The sequence below is a fragment of the Candidatus Zixiibacteriota bacterium genome (assembly GCA_040752595.1).
Lineage (GTDB): Bacteria > Zixibacteria > MSB-5A5 > WJJR01 > WJJR01 > JACQFV01.
Genome location: JBFMGX010000014.1, coordinates 1 through 25,103, shown reverse-complemented (window position 1 = coordinate 25,103; position 25,103 = coordinate 1). Strand labels below are relative to the sequence as shown.

At 62.7% G+C, this 25,103-nt stretch carries 25 protein-coding genes and 1 tRNA gene; 12 read left to right on the top strand and 14 right to left on the bottom strand.

Features of this window, described 5'->3' with window-relative positions; translation table 11 throughout:
• Positions 1-128: 128 nt before the first annotated feature.
• Entirely contained in the window at positions 129-1,268 is a 1,140-nt protein-coding gene (locus tag AB1792_04795) for a saccharopine dehydrogenase C-terminal domain-containing protein (protein ID MEW5701529.1), read from the bottom strand.
• 392 nt (positions 1,269-1,660) lie between these two features.
• Between AB1792_04795 and AB1792_04790 the strand changes: the two genes are divergently transcribed.
• Both AB1792_04790 and AB1792_04785 read left to right on the top strand, forming a co-directional pair.
• Positions 1,661-3,697: a M6 family metalloprotease domain-containing protein gene (locus AB1792_04790; protein ID MEW5701528.1), complete on the top strand. Its 2,037-nt coding sequence runs from the start codon at positions 1,661-1,663 to the stop codon at positions 3,695-3,697.
• A gap of 168 nt (positions 3,698-3,865) precedes the next feature.
• Positions 3,866-5,038 (top strand): aminotransferase class V-fold PLP-dependent enzyme, encoded by a 1,173-nt coding sequence (locus AB1792_04785; protein MEW5701527.1) that lies wholly within the window; start codon positions 3,866-3,868, stop codon positions 5,036-5,038.
• Between the two features lie 92 nt (positions 5,039-5,130).
• On the opposite strand, the gene AB1792_04780 is transcribed toward AB1792_04785, so the two are convergent.
• From AB1792_04780 to AB1792_04760, 5 genes are all read right to left on the bottom strand, one after another.
• A tRNA-Glu gene (locus tag AB1792_04780) sits at positions 5,131-5,202 on the bottom strand.
• 287 nt (positions 5,203-5,489) lie between these two features.
• On the bottom strand, positions 5,490-6,359 hold the full coding sequence (locus AB1792_04775) for an ABC transporter permease (GenBank protein MEW5701526.1): 870 nt from the start codon (positions 6,357-6,359) through the stop codon (positions 5,490-5,492).
• Between the two features lie 69 nt (positions 6,360-6,428).
• The gene (locus AB1792_04770) at positions 6,429-7,247 is read right to left on the bottom strand and encodes an ABC transporter permease (protein ID MEW5701525.1); all 819 of its coding nucleotides are present in this window, start codon (positions 7,245-7,247) and stop codon (positions 6,429-6,431) included.
• A gap of 38 nt (positions 7,248-7,285) precedes the next feature.
• Entirely contained in the window at positions 7,286-8,326 is a 1,041-nt protein-coding gene (locus AB1792_04765; protein ID MEW5701524.1) for an ABC transporter ATP-binding protein, read from the bottom strand.
• Between the two features lie 185 nt (positions 8,327-8,511).
• Positions 8,512-10,242, bottom strand: coding sequence for a hypothetical protein (locus AB1792_04760; protein MEW5701523.1), 1,731 nt, complete (start codon positions 10,240-10,242; stop codon positions 8,512-8,514).
• Positions 10,243-10,855: 613 nt separating this feature from the next.
• Between AB1792_04760 and AB1792_04755 the strand changes: the two genes are divergently transcribed.
• The 6 genes from AB1792_04755 (at position 10,856) to AB1792_04730 (ending at position 14,440) form a co-directional block, all read left to right on the top strand.
• Complete coding sequence (locus tag AB1792_04755) at positions 10,856-11,527, top strand: hypothetical protein (protein ID MEW5701522.1); 672 nt, start codon at positions 10,856-10,858, stop codon at positions 11,525-11,527.
• Positions 11,511-11,714, top strand: coding sequence for a hypothetical protein (locus AB1792_04750; GenBank protein MEW5701521.1), 204 nt, complete (start codon positions 11,511-11,513; stop codon positions 11,712-11,714). The genes AB1792_04755 and AB1792_04750 overlap by 17 nt, the downstream gene beginning before the upstream one ends.
• A 43-nt stretch (positions 11,715-11,757) precedes the next feature.
• Positions 11,758-11,973 (top strand): hypothetical protein, encoded by a 216-nt coding sequence (locus AB1792_04745; protein ID MEW5701520.1) that lies wholly within the window; start codon positions 11,758-11,760, stop codon positions 11,971-11,973.
• 63 nt (positions 11,974-12,036) lie between these two features.
• The gene (locus AB1792_04740) at positions 12,037-12,255 is read left to right on the top strand and encodes a hypothetical protein (protein ID MEW5701519.1); all 219 of its coding nucleotides are present in this window, start codon (positions 12,037-12,039) and stop codon (positions 12,253-12,255) included.
• Between the two features lie 327 nt (positions 12,256-12,582).
• Positions 12,583-13,704, top strand: coding sequence for a glycosyltransferase (locus tag AB1792_04735; GenBank protein MEW5701518.1), 1,122 nt, complete (start codon positions 12,583-12,585; stop codon positions 13,702-13,704).
• Between the two features lie 118 nt (positions 13,705-13,822).
• Positions 13,823-14,440, top strand: coding sequence for a nucleotidyltransferase family protein (locus AB1792_04730; GenBank protein MEW5701517.1), 618 nt, complete (start codon positions 13,823-13,825; stop codon positions 14,438-14,440).
• Between the two features lie 90 nt (positions 14,441-14,530).
• Here AB1792_04730 and AB1792_04725 read toward each other — a convergent pair whose 3' ends face one another.
• The 7 genes from AB1792_04725 to AB1792_04695 all read right to left on the bottom strand — a co-directional run bounded on the left by AB1792_04725 (position 14,531) and on the right by AB1792_04695 (position 20,220).
• Positions 14,531-15,373, bottom strand: a complete 843-nt coding sequence (locus tag AB1792_04725; protein ID MEW5701516.1) for an SDR family NAD(P)-dependent oxidoreductase — start codon at positions 15,371-15,373, stop codon at positions 14,531-14,533.
• A 27-nt stretch (positions 15,374-15,400) separates the two neighbouring features.
• Entirely contained in the window at positions 15,401-16,219 is an 819-nt protein-coding gene (locus tag AB1792_04720) for a sugar phosphate nucleotidyltransferase (protein MEW5701515.1), read from the bottom strand.
• Positions 16,200-16,376 (bottom strand): hypothetical protein, encoded by a 177-nt coding sequence (locus AB1792_04715; GenBank protein ID MEW5701514.1) that lies wholly within the window; start codon positions 16,374-16,376, stop codon positions 16,200-16,202. The genes AB1792_04720 and AB1792_04715 overlap by 20 nt, the downstream gene beginning before the upstream one ends.
• A gap of 290 nt (positions 16,377-16,666) precedes the next feature.
• Positions 16,667-17,554 carry an SDR family oxidoreductase gene (locus tag AB1792_04710; protein ID MEW5701513.1) on the bottom strand — a complete coding sequence of 296 codons (888 nt, stop codon included), beginning with the start codon at positions 17,552-17,554 and terminating at the stop codon, positions 16,667-16,669.
• Positions 17,555-17,647: 93 nt separating this feature from the next.
• On the bottom strand, positions 17,648-18,649 hold the full coding sequence (locus tag AB1792_04705) for a dTDP-glucose 4,6-dehydratase (protein ID MEW5701512.1): 1,002 nt from the start codon (positions 18,647-18,649) through the stop codon (positions 17,648-17,650).
• A 222-nt stretch (positions 18,650-18,871) separates the two neighbouring features.
• Positions 18,872-19,348 carry a dTDP-4-dehydrorhamnose 3,5-epimerase family protein gene (locus AB1792_04700; GenBank protein ID MEW5701511.1) on the bottom strand — a complete coding sequence of 159 codons (477 nt, stop codon included), beginning with the start codon at positions 19,346-19,348 and terminating at the stop codon, positions 18,872-18,874.
• Positions 19,345-20,220, bottom strand: coding sequence for a sugar phosphate nucleotidyltransferase (locus AB1792_04695; GenBank protein MEW5701510.1), 876 nt, complete (start codon positions 20,218-20,220; stop codon positions 19,345-19,347). The genes AB1792_04700 and AB1792_04695 overlap by 4 nt, the downstream gene beginning before the upstream one ends.
• Positions 20,221-20,405: 185 nt before the next feature.
• Between AB1792_04695 and AB1792_04690 the strand changes: the two genes are divergently transcribed.
• From AB1792_04690 to AB1792_04675, 4 genes are all read left to right on the top strand, one after another.
• The gene (locus AB1792_04690) at positions 20,406-21,059 is read left to right on the top strand and encodes a thioredoxin family protein (GenBank protein MEW5701509.1); all 654 of its coding nucleotides are present in this window, start codon (positions 20,406-20,408) and stop codon (positions 21,057-21,059) included.
• 378 nt (positions 21,060-21,437) lie between these two features.
• Positions 21,438-21,938 carry a TlpA family protein disulfide reductase gene (locus AB1792_04685; GenBank protein MEW5701508.1) on the top strand — a complete coding sequence of 167 codons (501 nt, stop codon included), beginning with the start codon at positions 21,438-21,440 and terminating at the stop codon, positions 21,936-21,938.
• A 114-nt stretch (positions 21,939-22,052) separates the two neighbouring features.
• Entirely contained in the window at positions 22,053-23,465 is a 1,413-nt protein-coding gene (locus AB1792_04680; GenBank protein ID MEW5701507.1) for an O-antigen ligase family protein, read from the top strand.
• 27 nt (positions 23,466-23,492) lie between these two features.
• A complete protein-coding gene (locus AB1792_04675; GenBank protein MEW5701506.1) occupies positions 23,493-24,812 on the top strand; it encodes a hypothetical protein in 1,320 nt (439 codons plus the stop codon).
• Between the two features lie 61 nt (positions 24,813-24,873).
• Here AB1792_04675 and AB1792_04670 read toward each other — a convergent pair.
• The coding region (locus AB1792_04670; protein MEW5701505.1) for a hypothetical protein at positions 24,874-25,103 on the bottom strand (230 nt) is incomplete at its 5' end.

Genomic DNA, 25,103 nt, shown 5'->3' with positions numbered 1-25,103 from the left:
CACGGGAGTGGCCCGCGCGGCCCACTACGACGCAAGAATCCGACTGCCCGACCCCGGAAATCAAGCAGTTTTTTTGACAAAGGGGTGTTGACGATCCCGTTTGATGGTCCGACGGTGCCGAATCGGGACTAAATCCCGCGGATGTCTATCCCTCTGCGCGCCAATTCCTGCACGAAGCCGTCGGGGTCGACCGCGACCTCCTGCGGGACAACCCCCCGCCGGGACACCCGCCCGTCGCAGACCATCTGCAGGATGATGGCAGCCGGAAAGGCGGTCATTCGCATCATCGACGTCAGACCCGTTTGGGCGTCCCACTCGTCGACGGTGTCCAGCCGGTGGACCCGCTCTTGGTTACCCTCACGCCCGGTGAATTCCACGCGGACAATGGTCCGGTCGTGTGTCCCCAACGGCACATTGGCAACGATCCGGTCCGCCACCAGACGGCGGGGGACAATCACCTGCCCGTCTATCGGCACGGGTTCGGAGGAGAACAGGCCGAGATGCAGCAGCCACTGCATCGCCCGGGCGTGACCCGGATACCGCAATGTCTTGTAGTCGAGGTTCTTGACCCGACGGCCAAAGGTCTTCGCCAGGGTTGAGAGCCCGCCCGACGTGTTGAAGGCCTCCAGCGTCCCGACCGGCGGCCCGAACTCGACCGTCTCCACGTCCCCCAACGGTTCACCGGTGACAGTTCGTCCGTCGCGCAGCATCAGCGGCGGCTCGACATACTCGTTGATCAGTCCCTCGACCGAGAACAACCGTTGGAATCGGAAGGGTGGCTCCGGCGACAGGGGAAGCCCGCCGACGCGGATCTTCACAGTATCGGCCCAGGCAAACCGGTTGAGTCCCCACGCCACCAGAACCGACACCATTCCCGGTGCCAGCCCGCAGTCGGGAATCACGGTCACCCCCGCCTGTTCGGCCTTGCCGGACAGCGACAACTGCGCCGCCACGACGTCATTGTTTCCCCCCAGGTCCACCATGTGCGTCCGTGTGGCGATCGCAGCTTCGGTGAAGGCCACGTTGAAATCGTAGTGCACGCTGCAAAGAACCCCATCGGCCTTCCGCATCAGCGTCTCAACCTCATCGACGTCATCCGCCTCGAAGACCGTCGTCACCAGCCGCCGATCGGGAAAACGCTCATGTAGGGCGCACAGCGCATCTGAGGAAATGTCGGCAACCGTCAGAGACTCCACCGCCGGATTGCGCAGGAAATCATGCACGGCCCCGCGCGCCATCAACCCCGCTCCCAGAACCAGAATCCGCATACGACCTTGTCCTTCCGCCTATCGCGGATCGCGTCGCTGATCCGCCCGCTCCGCGCCCCTTGCCTGGAGCCGCAGCCCCGATGTATGTAACAGACTTACAGGCGGATATCAATCGCCCTGTCCGGTTCGGTGTCACCAATAACAGGCAAGTCCCGGTGAGGGCGCATGCCATCGCTGCGGCGTGGCTCGACCGGTCGGTGATGCAGGGTCATTGGTCACGGCATCGCCGGACGTCTGGGCGAACGGACATTGGCGACGCTGTCGCCACGGCCGACGCAACTTGTGAATTGACAAGTGACTGACGGGCTCTATATTCATGGTGGCGGTAGCGTTCAACCACCCTGTCGCGTCCCGAGACAGGTCCGCACGCATTGGCCATTGGAGGTTACATCATGTCTGCGTTCCGACGCTTCGGCGGGGTGATTCCGCTCGGCCTCATGGCCATTGGGTCGACCTTCCTGTTGGCTGCGGTCAGTTCTGCCGCCCGTCTCCCCTCACTCCCTCCCAACGCCGTGACCATCACGGCCAAGTACGGCGGCGAACTCACGGTCGATCCCACCCGGTTTCACGTCTACGACATTCCCCGGATGGGATTCGAACGGATCACCGGCTTTTCACCGGATCGACAGGCAACCGAGGCACCGTTGGGGCGGCAGATTCTGGCACCCGCCGCCGCCACCGGTCGGGTGCTCACCATTCTGGTCGAATGGGAGAACCATCCCGCCAACCCCCTGCTGCACCCGGCCGAGGCGTACGACTCTCTCCTATACTCCGACCATCTCTATCCGACCGGCAGCGTGCGCGACTACTATGAAGAGGTCTCTTACGGCAGCTTCGGGGTCACAGGCGCGGTATTCGGGTGGGTCTACCTGAGCTCCTGGTACAACGGTTGGTACAATATCAACGAGATCGTTGCCACCGTCGACCCCTTTGTCAACTTCGCCGACTACGATGGCGACCACGATGGGTATGTCGACGCGCTCTGGATCATCCATGCCGGCCCGGGGCAGGAGGAGACGCATGACCCCAATGACATCTGGTCTCATGCCTATCGCGGCGTGCACGTGCCGACCTCTGACGGCGTCGCCCTCGACCGCTGGTCGGTCCAGCCCGAGCAGCACATGAGCGGCGAGATCATCAGCATCCGCGTCTTCTGCCATGAGTACGGACACATCCTCGGCATGCCCGACCTGTACGACTACGATGGTAAGCTGGACACCGCGACCTACTTCACGCCCAACGATGAGAACGATCATCCTCTGGTCGACTGGGACGTCATGGGCTACGGCGGGTACAACATCATGGCCTATGGCAACCGCTCGTGTCCGTCGCACTTCTGCGGCTGGTCGCGCACCTTCCTGGGATGGGCGACGCCGGTGATTCCCACCTGTCTGGAGGGAACCTACACGCTGTACAACATCGAAGAGCACGCGGCAGAGAACCTCTTCAAGATCCCCATCAATGCGCAGGGAACCGAGTACTTCCTGCTGGAATACCGCAACCCGGGGAACGCCGGGTTGTTCGACCATCTCAATTCCGACTTCTCCGCCTACTGCCCGTGGTTTACGCCGGGACGCGACACGCTGGACGCCGGACTCTTGATCACCCACATCGATGATCTGGTGTCTCCGAATGACGGAACGCCCTCCTACTCCCACTATGCCGTGACGGTGGTCGACGCCGGATACGATCCCGCCCATCCCTGGAACGGGACCGAGTTCACCGAGTGGTGGTATCCCTATGAATTCCGCGTCGGCACGCTCTACTCCCCCAATGATCCGGGCCAGACTCTCTGTTCCCCGACGACGACACCCTCCAGCAACGGTTACTCAGGTTCCTCCGGGATTTCGATCGAGGTCCTGTCCCAGACCAGCGACCAGATGACCATCCGGATCAGCAAACCGCAGGCGCCGGTCCTGATGCCGGTCGCTCCGATCGTAATCGAAGTGTCCGAGACGCGTGAGGTGCTCATCTCGGCGACCGATGCCAATTGCACGGCCCCGGCCCTGTCTGCGCTGGGGCTGCCCAACTATGCCGCGTTCGTCGATTCCGGCAACGGCCACGGAACATTGTCTCTGGCGCCGCTGCCCGGCGATGAGGGTGTTCGCGGTGTCCTGGCCATTGCCGACGATGGCGCTCTGACGGACACATTTCTGGTGCGCATCACGGTGACATCACCGTCCTGCCTCTGTCCCTGTGTCGGTGACCCGCAGTGCGATAGCCTGGCCAATGTGCAGGATGTCGTTCAATGTGTGAATGTGGCCTTCCGTGGGGCAGCACCGACGGTCGATCCCCAATGCCCACAGGAGCGGACCGATGTCGACTGCGACGCCGTAACGACCCTTCAGGACGTCGTGCGCGTGATCAACGTATCCTTCCGCGGCGCGGTGAAGACGACCGAGTTCTGCGATCCCTGCACAACACCCTGAGCCGCCGCGATTCCTCGGATCATGAGGCGGGGATGCCGCGGCGAGTCGGCGGCGTCCCCCTCTCATTTTGACACGCACGGCGCCGACAGCACGGTCAGTCGACGCGCCCAGCTTGATTTCGGGCCCCAGGACGGGTATGGTTCTTGTCGTCTGCGCGTGAGGCCACCTATGGACAAACTCATCTACCTGGACAACGGGGCGACCACCTTTCCCAAGCCGGAATCGGTCTATGAACAAATGGACCGGTTCTACCGCGAATACGGCGTCAATCCCGGCCGCTCCGGCTACGACATGTGCATGGTCGCGGGTAACATGGTCGATGACACGCGCAGACTGCTGACCCGGTTCTTCAACGGCACCGACCCCAACCGCCTGATCTTCGCCGCCAACGCCACTGATGCCCTCAACCTGGCGATCTTCGGATCGCTCAAAGCGGGCGACCACGCCGTGTCCACCACGATCGAGCACAACTCCGTCCTCCGCCCGCTCTACCACCTGAGTCTGGAGGGCGTGGAGGTCGACTATGTCCCCTTCGACGGCCGGGGATTCGTCGATCCCGATGCGATCGTGCGGAAGATCAAGAAGAATACACGGCTGGTCGTCGTCAACCACGGGTCGAACGTGATCGGTACAGTGCAGCCGGTGGGGGAGATCGGCGCCCTGTGTCGCGAGCGGGGAGTCACCTTCCTCATCGACTCCTCGCAGACGGCCGGCAAGATTCCCATCGATATGGAGACAATGAACATCGACATCGTGGCCTTCACCGGCCACAAGTCACTGATGGGACCCATGGGGACCGGCGGACTGTATGTCCGCGAGGGGGTCGAGATCCGTCATACGCGGGCGGGCGGAACCGGCGTCCGCTCCGCCTTGCGCGCCCACCTCGATGAGTATCCCTACCGGCTCGAATACGGCACTCCGAATGTACCCGGAATCGCCGGGCTCCACGCGGGCGTGACCTGGATCGAGGCGAAGGGACTCCACGCGATTCAGGAGCACGAAGACCGGCTGTTGCGGACGCTGCGCGACGGTCTACGAGAGATCGATGGCGTCACGATGTACTGCCAGGATGACTTGACCGACCACATCGCCGTCTTGGCGTTCAACATCGATGGCCTGGAAGCGCTCAATGCCGGCACGATGCTCGATGTCGACTACAACATCGCCTGCCGGACCGGGCTGCACTGCGCCCCACTCGTGCACGAACAACTCGGGACCGACAAGGTCCATGGCACGCTGCGCTTCGGCCTCGGACCGTTCAACACCGAGGCCGAGATCGCTCACGCCATCGGCGCCGTGGGCGAACTCGCCCGCAGCCGCAAGAGCGCCTTGGTCCGCTGATTGTGAACCCCGTAGGTCAGGAGCCCTGCTTACGGTGAGTAGGTCGAACCGCGCTCCTGACAAATGGCGGGGACCTTTCCGGGAATCAATCATAGCGCTACGGGGATTCGAACCCCGGTTTGATGGCTGAGAACCACCCGTCCTCACCCCTAGACGATAGCGCCATGGTCGCGGCGGGATTGCCCCGCCCGCTGCGTGCGAAAATGCGTTTCGGTGCGGCCGGAATCAAGCGGTAATCGACCCGGAACTCATCGCCGGCGGCATTCGGCGGTCCTGCAGAATAAGCAGACAGACTTGCGACTGGCTCCTGAACATCGCGTGCACGACACGGCCGTTATGCCCGACCGACTCAAGGTTCAGAACAACCGGCCGATGAACTGAGAGTAACCAGGAAAGACCGTTCGGGCCATAGAGGGCGGCATCCCTGAACAAGGGAGGGCCGCCATCTTGTTTAGTGATCCGTCCGTTGGTCCAGCTTCCCGGTCGCCACCGCCAGATGCTCCGCCCCGCGCAGGACTACCCAAGCGAGCACCGTGACGACCGCAGTCGACACAATGAGCCACAACAGAACCTGCCCATCACTGAAGTGCCGCAACGATCCGTTGAACGGCTCTCCAAGCCAGACGCGGCGCAGTCCCTCCAACCACCAGGTCCACGGCAGAAGTCGCCCCATCGCCGCCAGCGGACCGGGCAGGATATCGATCGAGAAGACCACGCCACACAGAAGATATAGGACCCCAGTCACGCCCTCCGGCATCGACCAGCCATGATGCGCGAGCACCAGCGTTGTCCCCGCCAGCATGACGCCCAACGCCAGCGTCGCCGCCATCCCCAACAGCAGCATGACGACGAACAATGGAAGCTGCCCCAGCGTCAGGTGACCATGGACGCCGAACCACCACACTCCCACAATGAGGGTCACGAGCATCGAGAGCGCCGTCGCGGCCAGTCGTCCCGATGCCCGCGCCACCAGGTAGGTCCCCAGCCCCAGCGGGGACAAATAGACGTAGCGGATCATCTGGTAGCGCTCACGATCCTCTATGACCACCAGCCCCAGTCCGCCGATCATTTGCACGACGAAGATGAAGAATGCATTCCCCACGTAGATCTGGGCAAATGCCACCTCTCCCACCAGCCGCCCGGCGACGACCTTGAACATGACCACAAGAATGAGCGCTCCGAACAGCGGACGCACAATCTGGTAGGTCAAGAAAACAAACGGATCGGTCCAATTGGATTCAATGGCCCATCCCAACCGCGCCGCCGCCCACCACGGGCGCACGCGCACGGCAAAGGCGTTCGTCGGTGATATCATCTTCATGCCGTCATACCGCCGCCTTTGATTCCGCTACTGTCTGTCGGATTCGTAGGGTGGGCTCCGCCCACCATTCTACTGCGCCTTCAACGTCAACCGTCCGGTCCGTTTGCCCAACTCCTCCATGTACCTGAGTGCTCGCAACGCCCCCCAGTTCAGGACCAACGTCGCAATCAACAGCAACAGCAACTCGGTCCGCACGGAGAACAACGGGTTGACCGGCGCTCCGGAGAACACAAGTTGGCGGATGGCATCCAAGCCCAGTGTCAAGGGCAGCACCGAAGCCGCGAACGCGACTACGCTCCCGAGCGAGCGAACCGGGAAGTAGAATCCGCTGAGGAAGTAGATCGGCTCCTGAAACAGGTTCGCCGTGTGCCATGCCTCGCGCCCGAATAGCATGAATAGTGACGATGATAGCATCCCCAGGCCGTAGATCGCCGCCATCGTCAGCCAGAACACCGCCAACAGCGCGAACCAACTGACGACGGTATAGTGGACTTCGAACACCCATGAACCGATGACGAGGATGGCCGCGGCCCGCACCGCGGTCATGAACAGCCCGCCGATCGCCATCCCCAGCAGAATCGCCACACGCGAGATGGGTGCCATCAGATAGAGCTCGAGATTCCCCATCTCCTTTTCCCAGTAGAACTGCGCCGCCATCGCCCAGAGGATGTTCTGCCAGAAGGCGATCATCGCCCCGGAGACCACGACAAAGCCGATGTACTGCTCCGGCGCCCTCAGGCCGCGATAGATCAGGGCGAAGGCAAAGACCGCCAACAGCGGCAAGGTGACTTCGAAGACGAGCCACGATACCTCGCGGTTGCCGCCGACCACGCGCACATAGGCGCGTCCCCAGATCGCGCGCAGATTGGTCGACAGATCAGTCTTCATAGAATCGCGCCTCACCCCTCCAATCGAGGACAAGGGGCTTAAGCCCCTTGTTGACCATTGACGGTCTCTCCGGCGGCCAAGCCGTGACCCACCAGGTTCAGAAAGGCATCTTCGAGAGTCGGTTCCAGACGCGTCGCCGACAGCGCTGCAGCGCCGCGCTCCCGGAGCCGATCGGTCACCGATCCGACGCCTTCCTCACAATCGAGAATCACGCGCAAATGCGTGCGCCCCCGGTCGCCATGGTGCTCGACGTCCACCGAGCGCACCGCCGGATGTCCCTCCAGCGGATGACCGCCCTTGACCCAGAGAGGAATCTCGATCCGATAGACACATTCCGGCGCCCAGTCGCGTTTGAGGTTCGCCGGCGTGTCGCAGGCGCGCAATCTCCCCTGGTCGATGATGGCCACCCGGTCGCACATCGAGTCGGCCTCGGCCATGTAGTGTGTCGTGAGGATCACGGTGCGCCCCGGATGCTCATCCATCCACGCACGCACGAAGGCCCGAACTTCCCGCGCCACGCCGACATCAAGCCCCAATGTCGGCTCATCGAGAAAGAGAATCTGCGGATCGGTGACGAAGCCGCGGATGATATTCATCTTCTGCCGCGTCCCCGTCGAGAGCTTCGACGTCTTCGTGTTGGCAAACTCCTTCAGACCGAGGATCTCCATCATACGATCGCCCCGCTCGCGCACAATGCGTGTCGGGACGCCGTAGAACTGCGCGAACATCCAGATCGTCTCGCGCACGGTGAGAATGCCGAATCCCGAATGCTCGCCGCCGGAGACCATGTTGATCCGTCTGCGCACGTTCTCGGGATCCTTGGCCACGTCGATCCCATCGACAAACGCCGCACCGCTGGTCGGCAGAAGCAGGGTCGAGAGAATCTTCAGGAGCGTCGTCTTCCCCGCCCCGTTCGGACCCAGAAGCCCGAAGAGCTCTCCCGGCTTCACCGACAGATCGACGTCGTCCAACGCGACAATCTCGCGGCTCCCATTGCCGGTGCGCTTGCGCCACCACCGACGCACCTGCCCACCCCGGAAGACCCGCCGCAGTTGCCTCGTCTCAATCGCCGATTGCATGCCCTCTCCCATCATCCAAAGCCACAGCTACGCCAAGACACGCCCGGCAAACAAGGGGCTTCAGCCCCTTGGAGTTGATCCGTATCGCGGACAGGGAGTGAGTAGGGTGGGTGCTTTGCACCCACCGCGCATTGAGGAACATCAGCCCGCAGACGGTGGGTGCGGAGCACCCACTCTACATGCGATCACCGCCCTGTCCCCATCCCCGTCGTGTCCGGCAATGCCCGCCCGAAAATCCCGCCGACATAGCGCAAGTCCCAAGTCGGTTCCTTTTCCTTCGAAGCCAGATCGAGAATGAACAGCAGTTCGCCATCCGAAAAGCTCGACTCGCACCAATAGCCCGCCGACGTATAGAATTCATTGCGGAATGATGCGACCTTCACTCCGGACTCGCCCAGGATGCCCCGTGTTTCAAAACGGTCAACCGTCCAGCGCCAGTCGTAGCGCCGCATCGCTTGTTGCTCCCGTATTCCCGCCGGATCGAGGAAATCGCTGGTGACGATCCAATCGGTCTCGTTGGTTACGCGAACCGGCGGGAAGAACCATCGGATCGCCGGACCCGTCGCCAGCGCAAACGACGGGAGCATGTAGGTCCCCACCGGGGCGCGGCCGATTTGCTCCCTGTGCGCGACGATGTGTCGCGCCATCTTTTCAATGCCCCCCGGTAGACGATGGCAATCCCCCGCCCGGACACTGCGCCAGGCGAATCCCAGCATGACCAGCGTCAGCCCGACCGCCGTCACGACCTGCCGCGTCCCGCGCCCATCGCAGCGGTCCCACGTTTGCTGTGCCCGCCGTGCGAAGACCAAAATGCCGAAGACGACCGCCGGAGCGAACATGCGCGCGCTACGTGGCCACATGATCCCGCTGAACAGCACGACAATCAGGATGGCCAACACGCGTCCCGGCCACAGCGCATCGGGAGTCCAGGCATCCGTTCGTCTCATGCGTCGGTGCTCGCTCCACCAATGCCACACCGTCCACACGGCCGCCCAAAAGCCGCCCAATACCCAGAGAAAGATCAACAGATTCCATGACACCGCCGGACGGAGAGCATCGATCGTGTTTCCCGAGACGGCGTAACGCAACACCGCTTCCCGATATGCCGGGTTGGCCCACGCTACGATCCCCAGGAGTGCCGGTGTCCAGAAGAGAATCAGGACCACGCGCCTGAGCGTGCGGCCGCGCTCACTGCGCCAGGATTCCCGCACATCCCAATGACGTCGTCGCAACGGGTCGAGAATCTCGACGGCGGCAACGCCGACAACGACAAAGGGGATCCACTTGTAGTCGGTCAGCGCGAGGGCGGCGCACAGCAAACCCGGTACGACTGCCCACCCGATCAACTCCCCCCGCTCGCCACGTCGCCGCGCGTAGAAAAGCACGAGCAAGAGCCACAACGCCGTCGACTGCATCGTCGGATTGGCCATGCCGACGTACTTGTGGACAAACGGCAGGGTGATCACCCCCGCCGCATAGACGGAGTATCCGAACCAACCGAAACGCTCCGAAGTGCGAAAGACCGGCGCGAAGAATGGTGCGATCAACAAGACCAGGAACCACAGCGTCTCGACATAGAGCGGCGCGTCAAACCCCACGAAGCGGTTGGCAACCCATACGAGGGCGCTGTATCCGTACTTCGACAGCGCGTAGTCGCTCAGACCGGGATCGGTCCCCAGAAGGAAACCGGGGCGCTGGACCGACTCCAGAACCGAAGCGCCGTCCCAATAGTAGGGGAAATAGTGTCCCCATGGCAGCGCCGTGAACAGCCGGAAGGTCCCCAGGGCCACCGCCGCTGAAGCGGAAGCCATCAGTGCCGCCCGCCACCAGAACCGGAGCGACGGCATCGCCGGAGCCGAACCGTCCCGCGCGGACGCGAGTGTCAAACCCTGCTGTTGATCACCCGGTTCGGCCATTCCTCATCCTCCAACAGTTCTGGCACAACCGCCGACCGCATGATGGCAAGATACGCGATTTCCGCCCGCGTGCCACCCAGACCTCGGGGATCGGGCGGCGAGCGGCATGTCCCGAGCGAAGCCGAGGGAAGCCCGCCTGCGTCGGTGGCCGACCTCGCTTTCCTAACGGGTTGCTGAAAAGCACATGGGAGTGGTCCTTTGCGCCCATTTGTCATCCCGAGCGAAGCGAGGGATCTGCTGTTTCTCCGATGGGAGGAAAGCAGATTCCTCGCCCCGCCAAAGAGCGGCGGGACTCGGAATGACAAAGGTTGCCCTTTTTCAGCAACCTGCCAGAGCGGGCTTTGTCCGCTGGCGCATTGCTGTATGCCCAAGTTCCAGGGAGCCCCCACGCGGCACAAGACCGGCCGCATCCGGAAGTATGGGATTCGTCCCATAGCGCTCCGGTCCGGCGGGCACGGACGGTGATTCAGCACCGGAAAACGGGGAATCTGCTCCCGAGTGGGAGTGCCGGATTAAAGCCGGGCCGGACGGACGACGATACAGTTGGTGTGCGGTGGGTGCTACCGCCGCGCGGCTTCATTGGCAACCGTCACAATGTGCGACATCTTTTGTCATGATGCTGATTCGACGCATCCAGTACGCCCGTGTTCCGCAGATACGGATGCTCAATCACAATTTTCGCCCCGAGCGGCGGCATCTCGTCGTCACGCTCGACGTGGAGGGGTACGACCCGCCCCGCACCAACGGCTTTCTCACGATCTATCAGGCCTTGGCCGGACTGTTCCCCACGCTCTCCCGTCACTCCTGCTGCGAGCAATGGGAGAACACGCCGCTGTTTCTCCACACGCAACAGGGCGTGGCGCTCAAGTGGGTCGGCGAGGTGGCGGACGTGGCGCACCTGGTCGAGCACGTGATCGTCGACCTGCAATGCGCCGTGTCGGGGATGCGCCTGTGCTCGGGGATCACCTGCGGCCACAGGGTGCCGGAGAATCGCTTCGATCTGTTTGTGGAGTGCGTCGACCCCCGCGTGGGGGGATTTGCAGCCAATTTCGCCGCCTATCTCGTGGGGGCCATGTTCGTCAAACCGCGACTATCGGGGCGTTACCGCGACCTGGTGCAATCGGCGCGTTTGTTGAGCGAGACACGGACCGATCCCCGCGACGGCATCGAGCTGGCACGCTGGATGTCCTGGTCCCCGCCGCGGGGGAAATGGGCCTTCGCGGGGCTGGGGGCTTTCGGGTTTCTGGACAATGGGGAGGGGAATGGTAATGGACACCATCATTGAACCTCTCATCCGCGTGCACACGCGCAAGACCGTGAAGACGACCCGCCGGGCGGTGCGTGTCGAGCAACCGTCCCCCGGCGCGGAGGAGCCATCCATACCGACAACACACTACCGCCTGCTTTTGAACTGCCGGGCCGGACGGCCAAGTCTGACCGTCGAAGGACCGGCCGAGCCGGAGCGGGGGTAATCCGCACCCACTCACGCCAAACGCTGACGAAGGAGGTGACAAAATGACCAAGTTCACGTTTAACGACTTCCGGACGCTGGAGAAGTGCCCGACATCGCCGAAGCAGTTGCAGGGCGGCATTTCCAGTCTGGTGTATTGCTCGGTGAACACCCGGGCGAAGGTCGAGTCGTGCAACCCGGAGACCGGCGAGTACCGCATCGTGTTGCAGGGGACGCTCGACATGGACAACTCGAACTACTGGTACGGCCCCGGCTATTGAGCCGCGCCACAACAGCCGTGTGCCCGACCCCACAAGGTGAAGGACCCGGTAGAGGAGAAAGACATGCCAGTCAACTGGACCATCAACGACATCCACTCCGTGGAGAAGACCCCCACCTCGCCGTCGCGCTTGCAGTGGAAGATCTCCGAGGTGCTGTTCAATTCCTCCACGTGCCGTTGCAAAGTCGATTCGATCAACCCCACCACGGGCGAGTATCGCATCGTGTTGCACGGCACGCTGGATTTCACCAACGACAATCCGACGCCGAACTTCAACGGGTAAGACCGGTCCGACAACCACACGGGGAGGGGTCGCAGCACGATCCCTCCCTCGTAGTTCCGCGATGCGGACGGCACCCGACTCGTCCAGGAACTGAGACATGAAGACGAACTCGACCATCGCCGCCGACCGACGCCGGCCGGCACGAGCCCCCGGGACCAGGCGCCCTCGACAATCACGGAAGCGCGGACCCGGAGCGACCTGTCCAACCGGATACTCGGTGTTCGTCGATCGCATCCGTGAACCAGTCGCGTCCGTCTGGTTCTTCGGCGGCGGAACGGCGCCCTCGGACGAACCCCCGCCGGCCCGGTGCAAGCCACGGACCCGGCCATGAAGCTCGCCGTCCAGAATCCGCACTGGATATACCTGACCGATTCACGTCAGACGCACGACTATGGCGTCGAGTTTCTGCGCCTGTACAAGCCGCTGCTCTTCCTGTCGCGCGCCGAAGACCGACCGTTGCTGTCGCGCTTCCTCGAAGCCAAGCACCTATCCGCTGACGATTTCGAAGTGACTCACTCGGTCTCGGTCCTCAACCGCGAGGCCGATGTCTTGCTGTGCTTCAATGGATTCCCGCACATCCCCCCGCACGAACCGGTGCGCCGATTCGCCGGGCTCAAGATCTATCACATTATGGACGGCATGCGAGACTGCGTGCAAGTCCACGAGGCGCTGGTCGAAGGGCGGGTCGACTTCTTGATGGCGTGTGCCGCCCATGACCGCTACGATCCCGCCTTCCGTGCCGCCTTCCCGGAGTTCACCGGGCGAGTGATCGGCGTCCCCGTCGGCTTTCATCCCCGACACTCAGACATCGTGCCATTCGCCGTTCGCAAGAACAAGTGCGTCGCCATCGGCACCGACGATCCCACGTCCGACCAGAATCAATGGCAACGCGCGCATTCTCTTTCGACCGATGGCCCCGCGGCCGAGACCCGTCGGAGTGACTTCTCCCAGCGACTTGCCGCCCCGACCGCCGAGCTGCGGAACTGGCTGGATGTGCCGTTGCAGGGCAGTCTCCCGACCGACGCCGGCGGCGGCCGCGACGAGTTGGCCAATGGCTACCGCTTGTTTGCCCCGCTGGAATCGGGGCTGCATTATCCCCCTCCCGTCGCGTTCAGCGGTACGGCGACCGGGGGAGTCATGATTTGCCCCGACCATCCCTGCTATCGCGATCTGGGGTTCTTTGGCGGCGTCCATTGCATCACCTATCGGGAATCCGATCTCGCCGACTTCTTGGGGAAGCTGGCATCATACCTGGCCGACCCGGACACCCTCTACCCGATCCATGCCGAAGGGATGCGCTTCGTTCGGGAGCGTTTCAATCATCGGGCTGTGGCACAGGCACTGTACGCCGATATCCAGGCCCTCTGGATTGGCCATCGGGTATCTGGCGCTGAACTCGAAGCCGCCTCCCCCATGCATCCGTCGCTCGCCGCCACTGCCGGACGCTGAAATCCGACCCCGATCCACGCCCGGGGCGTTTTTTGTTCTTGCCTGGCCGCTACCACTCCCCGTAACTGAGCGCATCGCATTGGCGAAGGCCGTCGGCCTTCGTGCGGGGGGATAGAGTATGGTTGCCGGTATGATCCTGGCAGCCGGCCAAGCCAAACACTTGGGCGGCGCCAAACCACTGCTCGTACAGGAGCAGGCGTCCATGTTGGAGACTGTCGTTTCGCGCTGCCGTTCAGCCGCGCTCGACGATCTGATCGTCGTGCTCGGTCACGAGGCCCGTCGCATGGTCCAGCGCCTCAACCTCGGCGGGCTCAAGGTCGTGATCAACGGCCAGTTCCGTCTCGGGTTGGCCTCCTCGATCCAGCGCGGGCTGGCGTATGTGGCTTCGCGATCCCAAGCGGTGATGCTGGCGCTCGGTGACATGCCGCTCGTCACGACCGAGACGATCGATCGGCTCATCCGTGAATACAAACGCGGACGCAAGGGGATTGTGGTGCCTGTACATGATCAACGCCGCGGCCACCCCCTGATCGTCGACATGAAGTACCTCGAGTTCTTTCTCGGGCTGCGCGGCGACATCAGCACCCACGCCGTGGCCGACGCGTTCCCCAAAGATGTGCGCGAGGTTCCGATCGACTCCGATGAGGTCCTCGTCGACGTCGACACGCGTGATGATCTCGATCGGATCAAACCCCGTCTGGCCGCACCCGCCGGTATGATCGTGCGAGCCCTCTGAGATTTCCACAGCCGGGGTGCCATGCGCAAGCCCCGCGAAGCGAAGGCCTCGCGGGGCTTGTGCATGCCCGTATGTCAGATCGTGTGCCGGCTACGCCGACAACCCGCCGTCGATGTGCCATTCCTGCCCGGTGACGTACGCCGCCCGATCGGACGCCAGGAACGCCACCAAATGCGCCACTTCCTCGGGACGCCCCATGCGTCCCATCGGCACGACCGTTTCGAGCCTTTGTCGTTCCCGGCTCGACGCTCGCTGTAGGCGTCGGGTCTCGATGATACCGGGGCAAATGCAGTTGACCGTGATCCCCTGACGCGCGTTTTCCAGAGCCAGGCTGCGCGCCAGCCCGACCAGGGCCGCCTTCCCTGCCAGCAGATTGGCGAAACCCCGGCTCTGGTGCCGCTGGGGCGATTCGGTGACGAAGACGATCCGGCCGTACCCCCGCTGCCGCATCGGATTGATCACGGCACGGGCGAGATTGTAGGCACCACCCAGATGCACCCGCAGCACGTCCTCCCACTGCCGCCGGTGCATGAGATGGAACGGGACATCGTCGCGAATCCCCGCGTTGTGCACAAGGATGTCGATCTGGCCGAATTCATCGAACACCCTGGTCACCATGCCCGCGCAGGCCGCATCGTCCCCCACGTCGGCGGCGATCGCCAGCGCGCGCGATCCGAACGACTCGATGACCTCGCAGACCGTTTCCGCCCCGGCGGGAGAGCGGTGGTAGTTCACGGCGACCGTCGCGCCCTGTTGCGCCAGACCAATGGCGACGCAGCGCCCGATCCCCTGTGACCCGCCGGAGACCAACGCCACGTGTCCCCGCAACGGCAGACCCGTGGGACGCAACGAGGCCACCGCGGACGAGTCCGGATCGGTTGTGAAGGGAGTCAGACGGTTGATGGTGATCGGTGCTGTCTCGATCGTACTCATCGCTGCCCCCTCCCAAACCGTGGCCGGTCAGCGGTGCGGTAACGCCGCCGCGAGGGTGGCCGGCCATCTCGCCGGCCCTTCCCGTGTCCCGGATGATCTGCCGTCGCGCAGCAAGGCAAACTGCTCCGGGTTCTCCGCGGTCATTTGCTGTGCCCGTGCATAATCATCAGGTCGACCGATGTCCAGCCACAGCCCGGTGTGCTCGTGGGTGTACACCGGCTGGCCATCGCAAATCAATGCCGTCACCAACTCCGGGAAGTCGAAGCGTTGCCCCGCCGGGATCCAATCCAGCGCCTCCCGCCGGAAGGCGTAGATTCCCTCGGAGACACAGAGCGGATACGAGGGCTTTTCGAGGTAATCGAGGACACGTCCGTCGGCGCCCGCCTGCAGGACCCCATACTCGGAATCGAGCGTGCGCGGATGCGTCGCTATCGTCAGTACGCGCCGCGGGGTGTTAATTCTATGGTTCAGAAAGAAGGCACCAAAATCGAGATCGCTGAGCACATCGCCGTTGACGACCAGGAAATCCTCCGTCAGACGGTCGGCCAGCGTTTTGAGCGGAGCCGCCGTGCCCAAAGGCCATTCTTCATGGGAATAGGAGATTCGAACACCCCAGCGGGAGCCGTCGCCAAAGTATGCCTCGATCAGCGACGCCAGATGCCCGACCGCAAAAACAAAATGGCCGAACCCATGTCCGGCCAACTGCCCGAGCAGGATTTCCAGGATCGGCCGGTCGCCGACCGGCATCAATGGCTTGGGGAAGGAGGTCGTGTACGGCAGCAGGCGGGTTCCGCGACCACCCGCCAGTACCACCGCGGTGAGTGATTCATCGGGCCGGTCGGCCATCGGGTTGATTCCACGCGCACGGAGTGGCGCGATCGCTCCTGACACCGTCGAGCGTCCGGCAGTACGGACGCTGCATCATCAGACAGTAGAGCACGAAGATGGCGATGATCAGAAACAGCCAGAACCAAAGTCCGGTACTCTCTTCCCTGCGCTCCATGCCCGATCCTTCGTTGTGACCTCTCCCTGCCACTCTTATCGGTGGCCGGGCCGCCTCTCCGCATCCATGCGGACCAAAGCGGCGGATCGAAACGACCACAAACCCGGTGCCAACGCAGCGACCGCCTGGCGCGACAGCCGTAACCATTTGGCAAAGAGGGAGTTCGGATGTCTCCGGCCGACCGGCGTGGACAGATTCGACGCCGCAACAGTTGTGCGAGGGAATGCGGAGTCTAACGGTCAGGAACTTTTTTCCGGGAGATACTGGCGAGACGCCCTAAGCGCGTGTGGTCACGGGAGGTCCGTATGGGCCGCCGTTCTCCACTCGGTGAGCGATTCTGCCAATGTGGGGGTGGTCGTTGAGAGAGCCGCGGCGGCCTTGTCCACACGCAGCCCACCTCTCAGTGGTCGTACAGCGGGACGTCCAAGTTCGAGGTACTCGACACCTTCGACAACATTCACCGGCAAACCCGATAGCACGGCCAACTGTCGCGCCAGTTCATAGCGCGAGATGACTTCACGCCCGGCGATGTGCCAGATGCCTCCCAGTCCACGTTCACAGACTTCCACAATGGCCGCGGCGAGGTAGTCCACCGGCGTGATGTTGGAGAACTGATCGACCGCCGCCCGCAGCGGCGGCGACTGGCGCATCTTCTCGACCATGGCGTCAACAAACGTGCGACGACCATGCCCTCCACTCCCCAGGAAGCTGGCGGAGCGCACGATGACATGCCGATTACTGTCTTCCGCGACTATCATTTCGCCCTGGTACTTGGTCCGGCCGTAGACATTGATCGGAGCAACCGGGTCATCTTCAGCGTACGGCCCATGTTCACCATCGAAAACATAATCCGTCGACAGATAGACCACGCGCGTCGGCGCGGTGCGTACCGCCTCGACGAGGAATCGCGTGCCCGCGACATTGAGAATGATCGCCGCGGCAGGATCCTGCTCGCAGCGGTCGACGTCGGTCATTGCCGCTGTGTGCACGACCCAGTCGGCTTGGGCCTGCTCGATGAATTTCTCTGTGGAACGTGGCAGCGTGAGATCCAAAGGAATCACGTGCACGTCCGTCGGCCATGCCCGTCGCACCCGATGCACGCCGGCAATCACCACATGTCCGCGCGCCATGGCCGTCTCGACCACCGCGCTACCCAATAGCCCGCCGGCACCGGTCACTGCAAGGCGCAATGGTCGCAACGAAGACGTCACAGCAAACGGAACTCTTGTAGGGGCGCACGGCCGTGCGCCCTCTTGTGTATCCAGTCCAACTCACTTCTCCCGCAAGAACGACGGTGTCCAGTCTGTGCGGTGACGACACCATTCCTGGTTATCCCGAATCCAATCAACAGTGCGACGCAACCCCTCGCCAAATGGCACCCGCGGTTCCCAACCAAAGACCCGCTTGGTCTGCGAGAAATCCAACGCGTATCGTTGATCGTGACCGGGACGGTCGGGAACCGGCGTGATCAGAGCCGGGTCCGCGTCGCAGAGACGGCAGATCTCAGATGCAATCTGCCGGTTCTCCATCTCATCAGGCGATCCCAGATGCCATACCGGCCGCGACTTCCGCGCGGCATCGTCGGCCAGAATCGCCATCAGCCCGGCCACGAAATCATCGACATGGAGCCAGCAGCGCCGCTGCCGCCCGTGACCATAGAGCGGCATCGAATCGCCGGCCAGGGCGCGCGTGGCAAACAGAGGAATGAACTTCTCCGGGTACTGTCGCGGTCCGTAGACATTCACCGAACGCACGATCGTCACATCCATCTCAAACGAACGCGCATACGCCAACGCCATCCAGTCCGCCGCCGCCTTGCTCGCCGCATACGGACTCGTCGGGCGCAACGGCTCACCGGTGCCGAAGATCGCCCCCTTGGGCGTCGGCCCATACACTTCATCGGAGGAGATCACGATGACCGGCGGCCGCCCATGCGCCATCGCCACCTCCAGGACTACCTGTGTCCCCAACACGTTCGTGCGCACAAACCGCCCCGCCTCTTCCAGCGAACGGTCCACATGCGTCTCAGCGGCAAAGTGCACAACCAGGTCGACCGCCTGCGGCCACGCCGCTCCCAGGTCCGCCGGATCAGCCACATCTACCGTCACATGTCGATAGCGCGGGTCGGATTGCGCCTCTTCCAGATTGTCTACTGAACCCGCATATGTGAGACAGTCAACATTGGTGACCGAGTCGCCCGGATGACCCACGAGCCACCGCCGCACAAAGTGCGACCCCAGAAACCCACATCCGCCGGTGACGAGGAGGTTCATGCCGACAATCCGGATCTCGCGCCCTTCGCGACCGCCCTCCACCCCCCCTGTCATTCCGGGCGAAGCGAGGAATCTGCTGTTTCTAATCTCGTCTCCCTCACCCCAGCCCTCTCCCGGAGGGAGAGGGAGATCATAACCTCTCCCTCCGGGAGAGGTCGATCCGCCCGGAGAACGGATCGGGTGAGGGAAAGTCCGTTCATACCAATCAGGCCCGTCGGAGCACTACTCCCGCCCCCAATCATACGGAATATCATTATCAAACGGATCCACCCGCTCCTCATCCGGATCGGCGGCATTGTACGGCTCCGTGGGGCAATTCAGGCATACAACCTCGACATCGCCGATGTTCTTGAACCCGTGATAGACCAGAGGCGGGATGACAATCAATTGCGGCCGCTCACCGTCGCACTCGATGACATCAATCTGCCCCCGCGTCGGCGAATCACCGCGCGGATCATACAGCACAAAACGCGCCCGTCCGGCGATCAGACAGAATAAGTCGGTCTGCCGTGTATGACGATGCCACCCTTTGACGATCCCCGGATGCGCGGTCGTAACATAGACCTGCCCGAACCGTTGGAACTCCGCATCATCGCACCGCAGCACCTCGAAGAGCCGCCCCCGCTCATCAGGATGCACGACCAGCGGCCGCACGGCGCTGCCGTGGATGGGGCGACGGTGCTCGGCGTTTGGGATCATCGCCCTGTCACCCGTCCCTTCACCCACCGGTCAAACGGCGGCCAGAACTCTTCTTTCGCCCTCGGCCCGAACCATGTCCGCCCCGCCAGCGTCGCGGCGCGATGCAGTGATTCCACGGTCCCCGCATCGCTCCACCAGCCGGGAAGGATGCCATAGGTCAGATTGCCGCGCGCCAGATAGGTGTTCGTCACGTCCGTGATCTCCAACTCGCCGCGACGCGACGGACGCAGCCCCCGGATGATGTCGAACACGGTGTTATCGTAGAAGTACACGCCGATCACCGCATACGGCGACGGCGCCCGCTTTGGCTTCTCGACAATCCCCACCAGTCGCTTCCCGGAGAAACGCGCGACACCGAAGCGCTGCGGTGTATCGACCTTCTTGAGCAGAATGCGAGCACCGCTTTCCTGCCGGGCATAGCGGCCGACCTCGGGACGTATACTCTTCTGGAGAATGTTGTCCCCGAGGATGACACAGACCGGACCGCCCGATGCGAAATCCTCCGCCAGCGCCAGCGCCGCGGCGATTCCGCCTTCCCCCTTCTGGAAGGTGTAGTACAAGCGGCGGAAGCCGAACTCGCGCCCATCCCCCAGAAGCCGCATGAAATCGCCGGGACGCTGCCCGCCGGTCACGATCAGAACCTCGTTGATCCCCGCCTCGATCAGCGAACGCAGCGGATAGAAGATCATCGGCCGGTCCCAGACCGGAAGGAGGTGTTTGTTGGTGATGGCGGTCAGAGGCCCCAGCCGCCGCCCCAGCCCGCCCGCCAGAACGACACCTCTCAGATGCCCTGCCGCGACCTTCACGCCCATGTCGGATGACCCCATGCGGTGAAAATACAGGGCCGGAAGCAAGAAGGTCGAGCGAAACATCCGACCCCCTGACGGGGTATTACGCTAAGACGAGGTGAGGACCGGACAGACGACGCCAAACTGGACCAAATAAGCCCTGATCCTCACATTTGTCCTTTCGCTCCGGCGCTGTTCTTGCTAAGTGGACTGATGCTCGGCGCAGCGTGCACCGGCTGTGCCCTCATGGACACAAAGGGAGAAGCACCATGATAGGAAGCACTCGACGGATTCTGGCGGCCCCGGCCCTGGCCGTGAGCGCCGCACTGGTGTTTGTCGCCGCCGACAAGACCCCCCCGGGAGTCGAGGAACTGGCAATCGGCAAGGCCGCGCCCGACTTCTCGCTTCCCGCCACCGACGGCAAGACATACTCATTGGCGGACGTCGTCGGCCCGAAGGGGACATTGGTGATCTTCACCTGCAACCATTGCCCCTATGCGATTGCTTATCAGGACCGGATCATCGCGCTGGCCGGGCACTACCGTCCATTGGGAATCGGCGTGGCCGCCATCTCCTGCAATGACGCCAAGGCCTATCCCGACGATTCCTTCGCGAAGATGAAGGAGCGCGCCGCCGAGAAGAAGTTCAACTTCCCCTATCTCTATGATGAATCCCAGGGAATCGCCCTCAAGTACGGCCCCCGGGTCACGCCGCATATCTACCTCTTTGATTCGACCAAGACCCTGGTGTATCGGGGACGGATTGACGATTCCGCCAAAGAGAGTGCCGTGAAGAAGCGCGAATTGACCGACGCCCTCGATGCCCTCTTGGCGGGCAAACCGATCCCCACCGCGACAACAGTGGCGTTCGGCTGTTCGATCAAGTGGCGCCCCGATGTCTTGGAGCCGGGAAAACGGAAGTGATGACCCCCCACTCGGCCCTCCACAGATCAACTCGCGGACAAGGGGCTTCAGCCCCTTGAAGACCATCCGAGCAATGGCCTGCGGACAGGGGGCTTTCAGCCCCCAGACGGTGGGTGCCGAGCACCCACCCGACGGGCACGGCACGCCGTGCCCCCAGAAAGCACTCCGTTTGCTCTCACACGGTAAACAAGGGGCTTCAGCCCCTTGACGATCTCTGCGACCGAAGTACGCGGACAGGGGGCTTTCAGCCCCCTAACGGTGGGTGCAGAGCACCCACCCGACGGGCACGGCACGCCGTGCCCCAAAGCGCTCCGTTTGGTCTCACACGGTAAACAAGGGGCTTCAGCCCCTTGCCGTGCATCGCGCGCAGTGGTTGCCTTGATTCTAGTCGGAGTTCTCTTCGGATCGTGTACCCGCAAGTCCGAGCCGACGCCACCGGCCGCACACGGGACCGCCATTCAGACCGGCGACATCCCACAGATCGAGTCGCTCTTGACCGCCCATCGCGGCCGTTGGGTGTTGATGAACCTCTGGGCAACGTGGTGCCGACCGTGTGTGGCGGAGACGCCGGCGCTGGTGGGGTTGGCAGGCAAGCTCACGGACCGGCCGTTCACCATGATCGGCATTTCGCTCGACCTGCTGGTCGCCAATGATGAGCCGGCGGCCGTGCGCAAGGTCACCGATTTTGCCGCCAAGTATCAGATGTCCTATCCCACTGTCGTCTTCTCCGGTTCCACCGATGACCTGATTCAACACTTCTCCCTGACCGGCGTCATCCCCACGACGATCCTGTACGATCCCGACGGACGCGAGCAGAACCGCTGGATCGGTGCTCTGACCGACAGCGATCTCGATCAGATCCGTCGTCTGGTTTCCTGAACCGGACTCTTCCGCACGGCGACCGTCGGGCGGGGTGCTACTCTCTGCTGCGCGCCCGGTCCCGGATCCACTATCTTGCCCCATCGGCCACCTTCGTTTGGCCGGAACCAAGCGATGCGACTCATGGAACCGGCGATTGTGCATGACCGACCGTGGAGCTGGGACACCGTATGGCCGTGGCTGGCCGCGCTGGGACTCATCCAGATGGTGGCGGCAATTGCGGCGATCCAGCTCGGGGCGCTGTGGATGTGGGCTCCGGCAGCGGTGTTGGTCGCATCCATAGCGTTTCTCTCTCCACGCTTGGGAGTCTACTTCTTGGTGGTCCTAGTCTATGTACGAGTGCCGCTGTCCGGTGCAGTCGGCGTCTACCCTGCGGACATCGTGGCCATCCTGATATTGGCAGGAGCTGCCGTTGGCCACCTGGCAGCCAACAGGCAACCGTCAGAGGTGAATCCGTTGACCAAACCCACCATTGCGGTTCTCGGCGTCTTCGCACTCTCGCTGGTCAGCAGCAAGTTCCTGAACGCGGGCGTCGTCAACTGGATGAGGCATGCCCAGATTCTTGGGCTGAGTCTCGCCGTGACGGCATCTCTGGACAGACGGGATGTTCATCGGCTGTTGCGCGGCATGTTCATCATCACGACCGCGATGGCCGCCTACAATGCCGTTCGATTCATTCTCATCGGCGGCACCGCCCGGCTGTTCGGCCCACTGGGAGCATTCTTCCCGCTGTTTCTATCCGTAGCGATCGGCTATGGCACGGTGTTCTTCCTGATCGTCGACGATACCCGGACGCGCGTCACGTGGGGCGCAGCCCTGCTGATCCTGTTCATGGGCCAATTGTCCTCCCAAGCCCGCGCCGCATGGCTGCAGACGGCCCTGAGCATCGGCTTGCTCGCATGGGTGTTCTGGAAGTGGGCGGGGAACAATGGCTTTCCGGCCATTCGCCGTCGACTGCGGACATTGGGAATCGTGGCGTTCGTAGTGGCATTGGTCCTGCTGTCGGGCGCCATCCCGTTGTTTGATCAGCCGACATCACGTGTGTACGAGAGCCTCGCCGGAGAGTCATTGTCGCTCAACATGCGGTTCTTTCTCTGGAAGATGGGAATGGACGCCTTCCTCGCCTCGCCGCTTCTGGGCACCGGACTCGCCGCCGTCCGACATCTGGACGAGCTTCTCCCCCAGTGGAGGCTCGAAACGATGGGGCTCTACACGCACGGTCTCGGAGCCCACAACGACATGATCACGTACCTGTCGGAAACCGGGTTGATCGGCGTCACAGTCATTCTGTGGTTGTTCCTGCGCGTCTTGCGGGTTGGGTATCAGGCGTTCCGCGCCCGCTCCTCCGTGGAGGATGCGGCAGCAATCCTGTCACTGTGGATTCCGGTTAGCGGGATTGTCATGGCGTTCTTCTTCGGAGCACACACTTTCTATTCCATCGCCGGCCTGATGACCTCGTTGTGCTTCGGAATGCTGGTCCGCCTATGTCTGCCACAGTCACCGACTGGCGCCCAACGCGGCTCTTGAGACTCGTACGTCCACCGGTAGATCAGGATGTGTCCGCACCCGTCCACTGACTCGACATCGCCCCTTCTGGGACCGCCGGGCACCAAACAGAGACGGCTGCGGATCCTCGCCGTCTTGCTGCTGCTGATTATCCACCTTGTCCTCGGGGCCGTACGCTGGGATTTCATCATCACGTTCGATGGCTCCGAGTACTTGCAGATGGCGCGGAACCTCCTATCAACAGGGAGCTTCACCTACGACGGCACCAACCCGGTCGTCGGCAAGCCGCCGGGTTTCCCCTTCCTGCTCGCCTGTTACCTGCGCGTAGTCGGCTCCCCGACAGGGTTCCAGCATCTGCAGATGCTCTTTCTGTTCGCGACCTTCCTGCTGGTCGCTGCCATGGCCTCTCGGGTCGTCGGAGCGGGCTGGGCCCTGGCGCTGCTTGCGGTGCTCGTGATCGGCAATCCAATGCCGCTGCTCGTGTACAACCTCATGTCGGAACCGCTCTTCTACCTTCTGACTGCGGTGGGGATCTCCGCGACGTGTCGGCTCTGGGAATCGCGGCGGACGCGCTGGGCGTTGATCGCCGGCTTGGCATACGGCCTGTCGGCATATGTTCGTGCCTCCAACCTGTTCTGGCCGCTGGCGCTTCTGCTGATGATCGTGGTTGCCTTTCGCCGGTTCCTGCGTCCAACCGCGATGATCCTGGTCATCCACGTTGTCGTTGTCACGCCGTGGCTGGTCCGGAACGCCGTCCTCTTTCATCGCTTCGTCCCCATGGTGTCCAACTGGGGGCTGCTGTACTACATGAGCGATGCCGAGCTCTATGGCATCCTCCATTTGGGCGGCGTAGCCGATGTTATGGCTACAGCGACTTACAAGTCGATCGTCAGGGACGAGTGTCAGTTCAATTGGGATCCCAGTGAACGGTTCCGCCAGGCGGCAATGGCGCGCATCAGATCCGACCTAGGCGGCTATTTGCGACGATGCCTGCACCAAGCCGGCTTTGCCTGGGCATTCATCCCGGGGACTCGTGGTGCCGCACGGGATGCCCCCGTCCTGTTTCAGATCGGTCGATTGGTGATGCTGACTTTCTATGCCATGATAATCGTAGGCGTCTTCACTCTCAGACGGGGATCGCTGTTCCTGCCCGCACTTTTGATCGGCTATGCCGTCTATAGCGCTGCGGTTCTCTTTCCCGTCAGGACGGAGTCGCGATACCTGATTCTTCCCTACATGTTTCTCTTACCGACGGCACTCGTGGGAATCCGCCGGGTGTTGGTGTCACGGGGACGTTTGTCCTTTCTCGCGACAGAATCGGAATGGAAGTCGTCGGGCTCTTCCTCCGGCGCGATGGGACCTTCGTGAGCGAGCTGTAACCCCCTCGCGGAGATCATCTGCCACTGGAGTACGGGCGCCCATAACCCAATCACATCGACCGACTTCCATTCATGGGACAACAGCACAACGCCGGCCCGGTGGGCCGGCGTTCCGCTGCGGGGAAAATGTCACGACCGTGGATACATCTATTGAGTCTCGCATAATACAGTGACATGAGGTTCAAAAGAAAGAGGCCGGAGTGTTTGAGGAAGGCACGGGGCAAGTCGGGATGACGGCGGATGCAACGGGCGCCCTTGCGGATTTGGCGGGCCAGGATAT